11 protein-coding genes, 2 pseudogenes and 1 riboswitch are annotated in these 14,587 nt (G+C 36.3%); of the genes and pseudogenes, 11 read left to right on the forward strand and 2 right to left on the reverse strand.

Features of this window, described 5'->3' with window-relative positions:
- Nucleotides 1-103 precede the first annotated feature (103 nt).
- From mutS to ACQKNC_RS05780, 7 genes are all read left to right on the forward strand, one after another.
- Complete coding sequence (gene mutS, locus ACQKNC_RS05750) at nucleotides 104-2,671, forward strand: DNA mismatch repair protein MutS (protein ID WP_427423892.1); 2,568 nt, start codon at nucleotides 104-106, stop codon at nucleotides 2,669-2,671.
- 14 nt (nucleotides 2,672-2,685) lie between these two features.
- Nucleotides 2,686-4,557: a DNA mismatch repair endonuclease MutL gene (gene mutL, locus ACQKNC_RS05755; protein ID WP_427423893.1), complete on the forward strand. Its 1,872-nt coding sequence runs from the start codon at nucleotides 2,686-2,688 to the stop codon at nucleotides 4,555-4,557.
- A 170-nt stretch (nucleotides 4,558-4,727) separates the two neighbouring features.
- Nucleotides 4,728-6,362 (forward strand): glycerol-3-phosphate dehydrogenase/oxidase, encoded by a 1,635-nt coding sequence (locus tag ACQKNC_RS05760; protein ID WP_427423894.1) that lies wholly within the window; start codon nucleotides 4,728-4,730, stop codon nucleotides 6,360-6,362.
- A gap of 15 nt (nucleotides 6,363-6,377) precedes the next feature.
- Entirely contained in the window at nucleotides 6,378-7,292 is a 915-nt protein-coding gene (locus tag ACQKNC_RS05765) for an alpha/beta fold hydrolase (protein ID WP_427423895.1), read from the forward strand.
- Entirely contained in the window at nucleotides 7,279-8,181 is a 903-nt protein-coding gene (miaA, locus tag ACQKNC_RS05770) for a tRNA (adenosine(37)-N6)-dimethylallyltransferase MiaA (RefSeq protein ID WP_427423896.1), read from the forward strand. The genes ACQKNC_RS05765 and miaA overlap by 14 nt, the downstream gene beginning before the upstream one ends.
- A 91-nt stretch (nucleotides 8,182-8,272) precedes the next feature.
- The gene (hfq, locus tag ACQKNC_RS05775; RefSeq protein ID WP_427423897.1) at nucleotides 8,273-8,503 is read left to right on the forward strand and encodes an RNA chaperone Hfq; all 231 of its coding nucleotides are present in this window, start codon (nucleotides 8,273-8,275) and stop codon (nucleotides 8,501-8,503) included.
- 99 nt (nucleotides 8,504-8,602) lie between these two features.
- Nucleotides 8,603-8,905, forward strand: a complete 303-nt coding sequence (locus tag ACQKNC_RS05780; protein ID WP_427423898.1) for a rhodanese-like domain-containing protein — start codon at nucleotides 8,603-8,605, stop codon at nucleotides 8,903-8,905.
- 229 nt (nucleotides 8,906-9,134) lie between these two features.
- Here the strand turns inward: ACQKNC_RS05780 and add are convergent, their stop codons facing one another.
- A complete protein-coding gene (gene add, locus ACQKNC_RS05785) occupies nucleotides 9,135-10,127 on the reverse strand; it encodes an adenosine deaminase (protein WP_427423899.1) in 993 nt (330 codons plus the stop codon).
- A 65-nt stretch (nucleotides 10,128-10,192) separates the two neighbouring features.
- Nucleotides 10,193-10,291, reverse strand: a riboswitch (purine riboswitch).
- A gap of 117 nt (nucleotides 10,292-10,408) precedes the next feature.
- Here add and ACQKNC_RS05790 point away from each other — a divergent pair.
- Nucleotides 10,409-10,486, forward strand: a pseudogene (locus tag ACQKNC_RS05790) (NAD(P)H-dependent oxidoreductase); the annotation flags it as partial.
- Nucleotides 10,464-10,877 carry a hypothetical protein gene (locus ACQKNC_RS05795; RefSeq protein WP_427423900.1) on the forward strand — a complete coding sequence of 138 codons (414 nt, stop codon included), beginning with the start codon at nucleotides 10,464-10,466 and terminating at the stop codon, nucleotides 10,875-10,877. The pseudogene ACQKNC_RS05790 and the gene ACQKNC_RS05795, both read left to right, overlap by 23 nt.
- A 306-nt stretch (nucleotides 10,878-11,183) precedes the next feature.
- Here the strand turns inward: ACQKNC_RS05795 and ACQKNC_RS05800 are convergent.
- A pseudogene (locus ACQKNC_RS05800) lies at nucleotides 11,184-11,381 on the reverse strand (LuxR C-terminal-related transcriptional regulator); the annotation flags it as partial.
- Nucleotides 11,382-11,918: 537 nt separating this feature from the next.
- Between ACQKNC_RS05800 and papB the strand changes: the two are divergent.
- On the forward strand, nucleotides 11,919-13,340 hold the full coding sequence (papB, locus tag ACQKNC_RS05805) for a PapB family radical SAM/SPASM ranthipeptide maturase (RefSeq protein WP_427423901.1): 1,422 nt from the start codon (nucleotides 11,919-11,921) through the stop codon (nucleotides 13,338-13,340).
- The gene (locus ACQKNC_RS05810) at nucleotides 13,324-14,187 is read left to right on the forward strand and encodes an ABC transporter ATP-binding protein (protein WP_427423902.1); all 864 of its coding nucleotides are present in this window, start codon (nucleotides 13,324-13,326) and stop codon (nucleotides 14,185-14,187) included. The genes papB and ACQKNC_RS05810 overlap by 17 nt, the downstream gene beginning before the upstream one ends.
- The last annotated feature ends 400 nt before the right edge of the window (nucleotides 14,188-14,587 follow it).

Raw genomic sequence — 14,587 nt, forward strand, 5'->3', positions numbered from 1 at the left:
CATGCGAAGCGCTAGCATCTTAAAAAAGGTGAATTAAGCGTTTCGCATGTATCTTTTGTTATAATAAAAATATCTATATGGTTAGAGCGAGGGAAATTTTAAAATGACAACATATACACCAATGATGCAACAGTATTTGCAGGTAAAGGAAGATTACAAGGATGCCTTTTTATTTTTTAGATTAGGCGACTTTTACGAGATGTTTTTTGAGGACGCTATTAATGCCTCTCAACTTTTAGAGATTACATTAACGAGCCGGGATGCTGGTGCAAAAGAGCGTATACCAATGTGTGGTGTTCCGCATCATTCGGCAAAAAATTATATTGAAACACTTGTGCAAAAAGGCTATAAGGTTGCAATTTGTGAGCAAACAGAAGATCCAAAGCAAGCAAAGGGTGTAGTGAGGCGTGAAGTCGTACAGCTTATTACACCGGGTACCATAATGGAAGGTAAGTCGCTCGATGGTAAAACCAATCATTTTATTGGTGCTGCGGAGCAATTTGATGATACAACATTTGGCTATGCTTATTTAGACTTATCTACAGGTGAAGCAGTAGCTTCCTCGATTGAGGGGGATGGTAAAGCACTTTTAATGCAAATGCAGGCATACGGTATTCGTGAATTAATTGTCACGGAAAGTTTGCAGCTTCTATTAGCAGAGCATGCAGTAAACGCAGGTATCGTACTTTCTATTGGAACAGATGAAATGTCATTGGAAAAAGCTGCACATTATTTAGATGCGGTGCCAAATGATTTACAAATTGCTTGTCTTCGTTTACTAGCTTATATCGATAAAACACAAATGCGTTCATTATCACATATTCAAGCATTTACCTATAATGAAATGAAAAACTATCTACGTATTGACTCAAGCTCTAAACGTAATTTAGAGCTTATTCAATCTATTCGCGGTGGAGATCAAAAGGGCACACTCTTATGGTTGCTAGATGACACAGTGACAGCGATGGGGGGACGAAAATTAAAGCAATGGTTACACCAACCTCTTGCTTCACGTTCTACCATTGAAGCAAGACTAGCAACCGTCACTGATTTATTGGAGGAATATTTTGTAAGAACAGAGCTTCAAGCCTCTTTAAAACAAGTATACGATTTAGAGCGTTTAGCTGGGCGTGTAGCTTTTGGGAATGTAGGTGGGCGTGATTTAGCGCAGCTACGTGATTCATTACGTCAAGTACCTGCAATTCAGCAGCAATTACTTGGTGCCCATAAAGAAACTTTGCAAAAGCTAGGCGCTGGACTGGATACATGTGCGGATGTAGAGGCATTATTAGCTCGTGCTATTACAGACAATCCACCAATTACGATTAAAGAGGGGGACGTCATTCGCGATGGCTATAATGAGCGATTAGATGAGTTACGTTATGCTTCTCGTAATGGCAAGGATTGGATTGCGCAACTAGAACAAGAAGAACGGCTGAAAACAGGCATTAAAAATTTAAAAATCGGCTACAATCGAATTTTCGGCTATTATATTGAAATTACGAAATCTAATATCCATTTAGCTGATTTAACACGCTATGAACGTAAACAAACTTTGGCAAATGCCGAGCGTTATATTACTCAGGAGCTTAAGGAAAAAGAAGCATTAATTTTAAATGCTGAGGAAGAAAGTTTAACGTTAGAGTATAACCTATTTGTGGAAATACGTGATGAATTAAAGGCATTTATTCCACGTGTCCAAGCGTTAGCGGCAAGCATTAGTGAGTTAGATGTGCTATTAAGCTTTACAAGTGTTTCAGAGAAATATCGATTTACAAAGCCTGAATTTCATGGAGGGCGTTCGCTAGAAATTATTGAAGGACGCCATCCGGTTGTTGAGAAAATGCTCAATAAGCAAATGTATGTACCAAACGATTGTGTACTTGAGGAAAATAACAATATGATGCTTATTACAGGTCCGAATATGTCCGGTAAAAGTACGTATATGCGTCAGGTTGCACTAATTGTTGTCATGGCGCAAATGGGCTGTTATGTACCTGCTGAAAAAGCTAGATTACCAATTACAGATCAGATCTTCACACGTATCGGTGCAGCGGATGATTTAGCTGCAGGACAATCAACATTTATGGTGGAGATGTTAGAATCTCAGCACGCTATTATGCATGCTACAAAAAATAGTTTAATGCTGTTTGACGAAATTGGTCGTGGGACATCTACTTATGATGGCATGAGTCTTGCTCAATCCATGATGGAATACATTCATGACAAAATTGGAGCAAACACGCTGTTTTCAACACACTATCATGAATTAACGGCACTCGAAAATGAGCTTCCTCGACTGCAAAATGTACATGTATCAGCTACTGAAAAAAATGGAACAGTTGTCTTTTTACACAAGGTAAAAAAGGGAGCAGCCGATAAATCTTACGGAATTCATGTAGCGCAGCTTGCACAATTGCCAGAGGAAATTTTAACTAGAGCACGAGTGCTGCTTGAAAACTTTGAGGCTGGAAAAGAAGTAGCTGTGTCACAGGAAGTTGTTGAAAAGCCAGTACAGATGTCACTATTTACAGAGGAAGAATCACTCTCTCCATCCGAGGCAGAGGTGCTTAAAAACCTAGAAAAAGTAAATATTCTGGGCACTTCACCAATGCAAGCGATGAATATTTTATACGAATTACAGCAGCAGCTATTAAACGCAAAAAAGTAAAGGAGTGATGCGCTATGGGAAAAATACAAATTATGGACGAGTGGCTGTCCAATAAAATCGCGGCAGGGGAAGTAGTTGAAAGACCAGCCTCTGTAGTTAAAGAGCTTGTTGAAAATGCCATTGATGCAGGAAGTACGTCCATTGATGTTTTTTTACTAGAAGCGGGCCTCACTTCAATTCAGGTAATTGATAATGGTAGTGGCATGGATGAAGAGGATGCATTAATATCATATTCCCGCCATGCGACAAGTAAAATTCATCAGGAACATGATTTGTTTCGAATTCGTACACTTGGCTTCCGTGGTGAGGCATTAGCTTCAATTGCATCAGTGTCAAAGATGACACTCATTACATCAAATGGTGAATCAGGAACGTATTTAGAGCTAGAGGGTGGGCATGTCGCTACACATAAGCCTGGCCCTTTACGTAAAGGAACAGATATTACAATAGCACAGTTATTTTTCAATACACCTGCACGATTAAAATATATGAAAACAATACAGACCGAGCTTGGACATACAATTGATCTGATGAATCGTCTTGCACTCGGAAATCCTCAAATTGCGTTTAGATTGCTGCATAACGGTCAGCAATTGTTACAAACAAATGGACGAGGTGACGTACAGCAAGTATTAGCTGCCATTTACGGTGTGCATAATGCCAAGAAAATGGTGGCATTTAATGGAGAATCGCATGATTATAAAATTTCAGGCTTCGTATCACTACCAGAGGTGACTCGTGCTTCGAAAAACTATATGTCATTGTTTGTAAATGGTCGCTGGGTGAAGCATTATTTGGTACAAAAAGCGATTGTAGATGCCTATCATACGTATTTGCCTATTGAACGTTTTCCAATTGTAGCGCTCTTTATAGAGGGCGATCCTTATTTAACGGATGTCAATGTTCACCCTGCTAAGCATCAAATACGTTTAAGTAAAGAGCCTGAACTTCTTAAGCTAATTGAAGAAACAATACGAGAGAAAATCCGCAATGTTATTCGAGTACCTCAAATGGAAAAAAAAGAGAAAATTGTAAAGTCTGTGACGGAGCAGTTAAATATATGGAAGCCGGCGCCAAAGCTTGATGTGGAGAAAATGAACACCATTGTAGAAAAGCTTTATGATGTACAAACTGTAAAGGAATCGAACACAATAGACCCTATAGTGCGAGACCCCGAATCCATTCCGGTTGTTGTTGAAGATAGCTGGCAACAGACACCACTGATGGAAGTAAATCCTCCTGATGATGAAGTGACGTTAGAGGAGCCAATGGAAGTTCTAAAGGATGAGCCTATTAAAGAACCATTTCCTGATCTTGAAGTGGTAGGGCAAATTCACGGCACGTATATTGTGGCACAGATGGAGGATGGCTTTTATTTAATTGATCAGCATGCTGCTCAGGAGCGTATTAAATATGAATTTTTCCGTGAAAAGGTCGGTCAGGTGAACCCAAATGAGCGTCAGGCTTTATTGCTTCCATTGACTTTCCATTATGCTGCAGACGAAGCTCTTATATTAAGAGAAAATGGACAGGAGTTAGAAGCTGTTGGCGTATTTTTAGAGGAATTTGGGCAATCATCATTTGTTGTGAGAGAGCATCCTAGCTGGTTCCCTAAGGGGGAAGAACAAGAAATTATTGAGGACTTAATTGAACAAGTACTGACAACTAAAAAGGCGGACGTCAAAAAGTTACGTGAGGCTGCAGCTATTATGATGAGCTGTAAAAAATCGATTAAGGCCAATCATTATTTAACGAAAGAGCAAATGGATACGTTGCTGCAAGATTTACGCAATGCCGATAATCCATTTACATGCCCACACGGACGTCCGGTGCTAATACATTTTACAACTTATGAAGTGGAAAAAATGTTTAAACGGGTAATGTAGTTGTAACGCCTGACAATAATCGTGAACTACATGAATAGTCCATGCTGCATAAAGGAATTTTATAGGTATACCAGAGTTTCTAAGCTTAAAGTTTTTACTATTTATACAAGCTAGCATACGCAGTAGAGGTTACACTTATTTTCAAATTATAGCTGATGGGGGAGAAAGATATGTTTTCATTTGAACATCGTCCTAAAATTATGCATTTTTTAGAGGAATATAGCTTTGACGTTTTAGTCATTGGTGGCGGCATTACAGGCGCAGGCATTGCGCTTGATGCAGCATCTAGAGGGTTATCGGTCGCTTTGATTGAGAAGCAGGATTTTTCTGCGGGTACATCAAGCCGTTCAACAAAGCTTATTCATGGTGGACTTCGTTATTTAAAGCAACTTGATGTAGGTGTAGTAGCTGAGGTTGGGCGTGAGCGTGAAATTGTTTATGACAATGCTGTTCACGTGACAACTCCTGAAAAGATGCTATTACCATTATATAAGAAGGGCTCACTTGGACCATTTACAACATCAATGGCACTGAAGGTATATGATCGATTAGCAGGTGTTAAAAAGCATGAACGTAGAACAATGTTAAACGCTCAGGAAACGGCAGCGCTAGAGCCTTTACTCAATCGAGATGAGCTTATTGGTGGTGGCTATTATGTTGAATATCGTACGGATGATGCCCGTCTGACAATTGAAGTGCTGAAAAAAGCTGTGGAATATGGGGCACTTTGTCTAAATTATGCGGAGATGACAGAGTTTTTATATGAGAAGAAAAAGCTTGTTGGAGTACAAGTGAAGGATCATGTTACAGGGAAAAAGATCGAAGTGCATGCTGCACAAATCGTCAATGCTACTGGACCTTGGGTAGATGAGGTTCGCCAAAAGGATAAAGTAGTAGATAAAAAGCAGTTACGTCTAACAAAAGGGGTCCATATTGTCCTTGATCAAAAGGATTTTCCATTACGACAAGCAGTGTACTTTGATATAGCGGATGGGCGTATGGCCTTTGCTATTCCACGTGATGGTAAAGCCTATATAGGGACAACAGATACAGTTTACGAGGGAGACCCTGTACATCCTGTCGCTACCCAAGAGGACGTTGATTATTTAATTGATGCTGCAAAAACTGTCTTTCCAACTGCAAATATTTCAAGAGATACGATTGAATCGTCGTGGGCAGGTGTGCGTCCACTTATTTTTGAAAAAGGGAAGGATCCATCCGAAATTTCACGCAAAGATGAGATCTGGACGGCTCCGAGTGGACTTATGACGATTGCGGGTGGCAAACTAACGGGCTACCGTCAAATGGCAGAAACAATCGTTGATAAAATTGTGAAAACCCATAAATATAAGCACGCAAGTCCATGTGTAACACGTGAGTTGTCACTTTCTGGTGCAAAAGGCATTAATGCCATCAATTTCACTGATTATAGTACTTATAAAGCTAAAGAGGGCGTGCAGTATGGTCTAAATTATGATGAAGCAAAACAGCTTGTACAAAAATATGGCACGAATGTTGATGCATTATATAACCAGGTGAAATATTTGCATGAACATGGTAGTACGATGCCCCTTGCTCTACATGCAATGCTACTTTATGGAATAGAAGCGGAAATGGTGTACACACCAAGTGATTTCTTTATCCGTCGAACAGGTTTATTATACTTTGATATTGATGCAGTAAAACGGTATAAACAGCAGGTCATTCAAGTTATGCAACAACATTTTAACTATACAGAGTCACAAAGAAATACTTATGTAGCTCAACTAGAGCAAGCTATTTTAGATGCAACAAATTTTGCTTAGGAAGGAGTGTAGGCAATGCGTTATATCGAAATGTCAGATGGCCATTTTCTGTTTACTCGAACATTAAAGCCATCGAAGCCATGTATTGGTCATATTCATATTCTACATGGGATGGCGGAGCATAGTGGACGTTATGTTAAATTTGCCAATAGCCTAAATGAAGCTGGCTATGCAGTGACAATGCATGATCATCGTGGGCATGGAGAAACAGCAGCTTATAATGGTACACTAGGTTTTTTTGCTGAAGAAAATGGGTTTGATCGTGTCGTAGAGGATGCACATGAAGTAGTAACATTATTGCATGAACAATTTGCAGATGTACCTTTGATTTTATTTGGTCATAGTATGGGCTCGTTCATTACTAGAAGATATATTCAATTGTACAGAGATCAAGTGGATAATGTGATTCTTTGTGGAACAGGAAACGTTACAGCATTGCATACGATGGGGAATATAGTAGCAAAAGTATTGTCCAAACAGTCCGGTAAAGAGACGGAGAGCAAGTTATTAAATAAGCTGAGCTTTGGTAGCTTTAATAAACAGTTCCCAAATTCGAAGACTGCGTATGATTGGTTATGTTCAGTAGAGGATGAGGTGGAAAAGTATATAGATGATCCATATTGCGGCTTTATCCCAACTAATCAATTTTTTGTGGATTTAACAACAGGTTTTATGTCGTTAAATCGTAAAACAGAGATAGCAAAAATAAAGAAAGACTTACCTATATTATTGATAAGTGGTAGTAAGGATCCAGTAGGGGAACAAGGCCAAGGTGTATACGCTGTTGCACAACAATTTGCAGCGGCAGGTATACAGGATGTGACGGTTTACTTATTTGAGGATAAGCGCCATGAAATCCTAAATGAAGATAATCAAAAGGCAGTCTATCAAGTTTTATTACGGTGGTTAGAAAAATATGATACAAGATAAAATACAGCAGGCAGAGGTCGTAGCAATCGTAGGTCCTACTGCTTCTGGGAAAACGGCACTAAGCATTGAGTTAGCGAAGAAATATAATGGCGAAATCATCAACGGTGACTCCATGCAAATCTATCAAGGTTTAGATATTGGTACAGCGAAAATTACTGAGGAAGAGATGGAGGGTGTACCCCATCATCTACTAAGCTTCAAAGAGCCAACTGAGTCCTTTTCGGTAGCTGACTATCAAAAATTAGTGCGAGCTAAAATTGCGGATATTCAAGCGCGTGGAAAGCTACCGATTATTGTAGGGGGCTCTGGTTTATATGTGCAAGCAGTCCTCTATGATTTTCAATTTACAGAGGAGCAGGTAGATGAGGTGGCACGAAAAGCCTATTATCAAGAACTGGAGAAATTAGGCCCAGAGGCAATGCATGAAAAGCTTAAAAAACTTGATCCACAAACAGCGGAGACAATTCATCCGAATAATACTCGCCGAGTTATACGAGCTTTAGAGATGATTGAGCTTAGTGGCGTTTCAAAGGCATCCGAAGCACAAAATCGTGGAGAAGTTCCGCTTTACAATCATGTGATTTTAGGGCTTGGGCAAAATATGTCACGTGAAGAGCTCTATGATCGTATTAACCGTCGTGTCGATATTATGATGGAAAAAGGGCTTTTAGAAGAAGTAAAAGGCTTATGGCAGCAAAATATACGAGGTGTGCAATCAATCCAAGCAATCGGCTACAAGGAATTATATGATTACCTTGATGGAAAATGTTCTTTAGAAGAAGCCATTGACAGTTTAAAGCAAAATTCTCGCCGCTATGCGAAAAGACAACTAACATACTTCCGTAATAAAATGGATGTATATTTTGTTAATAATGACGAAAAACTTTAATTAATTCTTAGAAATCACTAATTGCTAAATTGGTAGAACATGCTACTATAGGAATGGAGAGGTAGAAAGAGAGTAGGGGGAGGCATATTTGATGAAATCAATTAACTTGCAAGATACATTCTTGAACCATTTACGTAAAAACAATGTTTTTGTAACTGTGTTTTTGTTAAACGGCTTTCAGTTAAAAGGAACTGTGAAATCCTATGATAATTTTACAGTGCTATTAGTAGATGCTGAAAACAAACAACATCTTATATACAAACACGCTATTTCTACATTTGTTCCAGCAAAGCAAGTAGATTTTTTAGAGACAGACGAATAGAAACATTATAGTAAAACAGTTAGTGTTCATGACACTAGCTGTTTTTTTGCCTTCAAGCTATAATGTAAGAGGAAATTGACAAATTGGAGGACTACACATATGAAATCTATGGATACAACAGAAATATTAGAATTATTAGATGCGAACGAAGACCTATATATTATTGATGTTCGTGAAGACGATGAGGTAGCACAAGGCATGATCCCTGGTGCACAGCACATTGCTCTTGGGACAATACCTGAGCGCTTAGATGAATTAGATGCTTCTAAGCCATACATTATCGTTTGCAAGGCAGGCGGTCGTTCAGCAAATGCTTGTGCATACCTAGAAGCTCAAGGTTTTGACGTAACAAACCTTGAAGGCGGCATGCTTGCTTATGATGGAGAGTTAGAATTTAAATAGTTATCGATTTAAACCCTCGTTTAGGCGAGGGTTTTTCTTATACAATCAAGTTGATATAAGATTGTAGCAATCGTTACTGATTTGATATCACAATAAACGGACAGAAAGCTCCCGAAAGCCTTTTTGGCATTAGGGAGCTTTTTCTAGCAAAGGGGAATAAAATTAGTTTTATCCTCTAAAATCCGTATTAATAGTTCATACTCTTTTGAAGAAAGCATTCTATTTATCTTTAGTATTGTGCCAAGCACCATTTTTTAGTTTCTTGGTCTGCAAAGGATGCTTCTACACTATTTAAATAAATTTGACGATAATCTTCTTCGCTTAGATTAAATTCATTGTTAACTAAATGAATTTCTTTTGCCATTGTAGTATCTGATACTGTTCTGTTATCAGTATTAAATGTCACTTTAATTCCATCTTTATGGAACTTATAAATCGGATGTTCAGAATAATGATGAACAGCTTTCGTTTGGACATTACTTGTTGGGCACATTTCAAGCACTACCTGTCTTTCTTTCACAATCTTATAAGCCTCGGCACAATCTTTAATAAATACTCCGTGTCCTATTCTTTCAGCACCCAACAGTTCAACAGCCTCTAGAACGTTTTTACCAATTCCCGTTTCACCGGCATGAATAGTGACTCTGTAGCCATATTCTTTGGCTAAAGCGATTGGATCTACGAATTTTTCACAAAAGCCTTCTTCTTCGGATGCACATAGGTCAATTGCCACTACACCTTTTCCGAGGAACTTTTTCCCTTTTTCAACCACCTCAAATGCGCTATCTACAGACATCGTCCTCATGCAAGATAGGATTATATTTCCCTTTATTTCGTAACAGCTTTCAGCGTCCCTCATCCCCTCTATAACAGCTTGAATAACTTCTTCAACATCAAGACCTTGTAATGTGTGAAGTAACGGGGCAAATCTGACTTCTAAATATTTCACATTTTCCATTGATGCATTCTCAAATAGATCAAAAGTAATTCTTCTTAAGTTCTCCTTAGACTGCATTACTATATTAGGAAGAAAAAATTTTTTTAAATATTCATCAAGGGATTCGCATTCTAAGGGAGCAATCAGCTCCTTTTGTAGGTCATCCTTATCAAAAGTGGGTAACTGAATGCCTTCCTTCAGTGCAATATCGATAATAGTTTCAGCCCTAAGGCTTCCATCCAAATGACAGTGTAGTTCAATTTTTGGCAATGCTAAAAAGTTCATTTTTGACCTCCTGAAATAAATTATTAAATTAAAATACAAAAAAATTCCTGACCACAAAGAAAATACAAGTATTGTACTTTCTTCGTAATCAGGAATTTCGGTTCCTGGTAGAGACCCCCAAACCATATTATTGGAGTTATACGAGATATTATTGAATTCATTAACGATTTTTAATATGATAATAAAAAAATTTCGGATTGTCAACATCGTTAGTTGAATAAGAGAAAACAGATAATTAGTTATTTATATAATCCATTACTTCTTGTATATAGTTTTCCAATGCTCTTGCTAATATGATGACAACTGCTGCTTTCCTTGGCATTGATAGCTGTCCAATTGAAGGCTTTAACCACGAAAAAGCCTGTTTGTGTTGATTTTGTAGGACTGTATTTTATTGTTCAAAGTCAAGCTACCGAAACGAGCGAACATTATATCGGTATTGTCTACGGCCTTATTGCTGCTTGCTTCTATACAGTAGTAACATTCACCTATAAGTATATCCGTGGATTAAAAGAGCCTGATAACACAATCATTCAACTTGCTTTAGCAGCGTTACTCCTTGCTCTTTATCTTTTAGGGACAAATGGATTCCAAGTAATGCAAATCGATATAAAATCAATTAGTTTACTTATATCATTGGGCGCATTGTCCATGCTGGGATCGGCTTCTATCTGTTCTTTTTGGGAATGGCCTTTTTCAAAATTGACCAAGCTAAAAATTAAGAAGTACCCTATAAGATTAGACATTTAAAAAGTCTCTCTTACAGGGTACTTGTATTTTTATAGATTGGCTTGAAGAAACAATGCCCTTCTTTGCATAGAAATGGACCTGCTAAAAAAGATCGAATTAGTAGAAAAGTGTTTGAGAATGAAAACAGGAGCCACAATTGATGCACACTGTTATTCAAAAATGTTAATTAAAGCGATCGACATAATCGAGGGCGTGGGACTAAAAAATGACGCTTGTACAATACAGAGTAAATATTTGTAAAGTTGAACAGGTTTTAGTAAGGCATTGGCAAAATAGTCTTTTTAATTATGTGAAGCACAGTGGCTGTTACTTATTTAATACTAATAGATCTAGTTTAATAGCTGTAACGACCGCTCCTAAACGAGTATCTACATCTAATTTAAAAATAATGGAAGAGATATGATACTCTACGGTTCTCTTACTTATACCTAATTCTACACTAATCTCACTATTTGTTTTATCCTCTGCAATTCGTTCTAAGATTTCAAGTTCTTTAGGCGTTAGATTAATCATACGAAAACACTCCTATCATTCATTTTCATGTGATATCGTATCAGTAAATTCCATTTTATTCTACATTATGGATAAAATTTTACAGTTTGAAGCGTGTAGAAAGTGACAAATTTCCAAAAATCTAATTAGTAATAACCAAATTTGCGTTATATACGGATAAATTTCTTTTTGGTTTTTGTTAAATTTGAACTACAAATCAAATTGGTGAATACATATGAATACCTAATAGCCAATTGTTTTGTCATTAATATTTAAGGAGGAAGAAAAATGTTAAAGAGAATTAATCACGGATTCAATACTGCAGAGTCTCGTTCTAAATGGTGTGTTTTTTGTGATACAAAAGACTACTGTAATAAGTGCGATTCGATGGATTGGGGATGTTCTGGAGGATGGGAGACTTGTTTTAGAAAAGATACAGATGGCTAAAAAAAGCGCTTAATTCAATTTAATCTCAATGTAGAGTGAACAATCAATTTAGTTTACTCTACATCTTATTTAATAGCACAAAGTTGCGGGGGGAATTCAATTATGTCTATACATATGGAAACTAGTAAGAAAGAAATTAAAGTTTCAAATATAAAAATGCTAGAAGATAATCATAAAAAATATATTTATGTACCAAGTATAAATGGTTTATTTGAAATAGATGATACTATTTATTATATTTTATCAAGTCATAACAAAAGTATGGCAGAAATCTATAATCAATTAAAAGAAAAAATTGAGGAAAATGAATTTTATAATATTATTGATTCTTTAATAGAAAATAAAATTATAAATGATACTAACGAAAAAAAGCCTTTAGAAACTGAAAAAATAAAGAATATTAGTGCACTTACCTTAATGATGGTACAAGAATGTAATTTGCGTTGTAAATATTGCTACGCAGGCGATGGAGAATATAATGAAAAGGGCAGAATGTCAATAAAAACTGCTAAATCTACAATTGACTATTTGATGGTACAGTCTGGAGAAAGAGATGATCTTTCAATAGTATTTTTTGGAGGAGAGCCTTTATTAAATTTCTCTGTTATTAAGCAAACAGTGGAATATGCAAAACTCCAAGCAAAATTACATAATAAAAAAATAGGATTTAGTATGACATGCAATGGTACCTTAATAAATAAAGAAATAACAAAGTATATATTAGAAAATAATATAGCTGTTCAGGTGAGTGTTGATGGTAATCAGGACGAGCATGATTTTAATCGTTTTTATGGGAATAAAAAGGGAAGTTATGATGTTATTATAAATAGAACAAAGGAACTAAGAGAACAAAAACAACTGGGTGTTAGGGCTACTATTACACCAGAGAATGTAGATTTAGTAGAAATATATAATCATTTATTCGAATTAAACTTTAGAAGTATATATGCTGCTCCAGCTATTCAGATGTTTTCGGAAGAACAATTTACCGATCTATCAGAAAGTTATAATACATTAATTAGTTATTTTGAAGAATTAGTTAACAATAAAGAATATTATAAGGCAGTCAAGCTTAATAATATAATGAAGAATTTAGAACGCATCCATATTGGCCATGAATCAACTTATTTTTGTGGTGCAGAAGTTAACTTTTTAGCAGTTGACATAAATGGTGACTTATATCCATGCCATCGCTTTGTTAATAATAAAGAATATAAACAAGGTAATATTTTTGAAGGGATAAATTCAATTTCTAAATCCGAATTTTTAGCAGAGGCACATGTCTCAAATAGATTAAATTGTAATAATTGTTGGGCGAAAAATTTATGCGGTGGTGGATGTCATCATGAGAATTTAGAAATGACAGGTAAAGTAACAATGCCTCCTTTACATTATTGTATTTTAACTCAAAAGCAATTAGAGGCTACACTGTATTTATATTTACGTTTAACAGAAGAACAAAGAGAAATATTGTTAGAAAAGAAAAATACGAAAGAGTTTGTTAGAAATGGAAATCAAAATTAAAAATTTATCTAAAAATTATAAAAAGATAAAAGTATTAGATAATATTTCTTTAGAAATTCATAACGGAGTGTTTGGTTTATTGGGTGAAAATGGTGCAGGGAAAACAACCTTAATGGAGATAATCTCCACTTTGCAGCCTTTTAATCAAGGGGAAATTGAAGTAGCAGAAATAAATTTAAAGAAAAACCCGCAAGAAGTTCGTAAAATATTAGGTTATCTTCCGCAGAAGTTCGACTTTTTTCCGAAAGTTACTTTAGAAGAGGCTTTCGATTATTTATGTAAGCTAAAAGGAATTAATGATAGAGAGATCCGTGCGAATGAAGCTAATTTACGACTTCAAGAGGTGGGGTTAATAAACGAACGTAAAAAATATATTCAGGAACTTTCAGGTGGAATGAAGCAACGTTTTGGCATTGCACAAGCTTTAATCGGTAATCCAAAAATTATACTCATTGATGAACCAACAGTAGGTTTAGACCCTCATGAGCGCATTTCATTTCGAAACTTAATTACCCGTATTAGTCGAGATAAAATCATTCTACTTTCAACACATATTGTACAGGATATAGCCTCCACATGTAAAAATTTGATGGTTCTACAAAAGGGTCGAGTCAATTACATAGGTAGCACGATAGACCTTATTGATCAAGTTCGAGGAAAGGTTTGGCTTTATAATATTATGGACGATGAAATACCTCAAACTGAGTTATTTGTATCGTTGCAGGATAAAGGCAACAGCATTGAAATTCGTTACATTGCAGATAGTCCTATTCCAGGAAGTGTTTTGACGGAACCTACTTTAGAGGATGCTTATATTTATATAAATAGAAAAGAGCTATCAGTATGAAAGAATTATCTAATTTAATGAACTTTGAGCTTAAAAGACTCCTAAAAAGTCGTGCGATTTTCATATGTCTGATACTTATTATATTTGCGCTTCCAGTTGTAATGAACATTTTAGATTCGGAGGGAACTGCTAATGAGAAATGGTACGGAACGCTCCAGTTACAAATGATATTCCTGCTTATTCTAATACCATGCCTAGTCTCATATGTGTGGAAGGGTTACCTACAGCCATTTGAAAATGCTGTTATCCTCCTGAAATTAAAAAAGAGGACTATGTATATTTTAGCTAAAATAATAGCTGTTATTATTTTCGTTTCTATTTACATTTTACTCTTTTATCTGGGTTATTTTATGTACTATGAGAGAGAAATTCCAATTAGCTTACTTAGTATTACTTTATT

The organism is Lysinibacillus sp. NPDC094177, assembly GCF_050279145.1.
Lineage (GTDB): Bacteria > Bacillota > Bacilli > Bacillales_A > Planococcaceae > Lysinibacillus.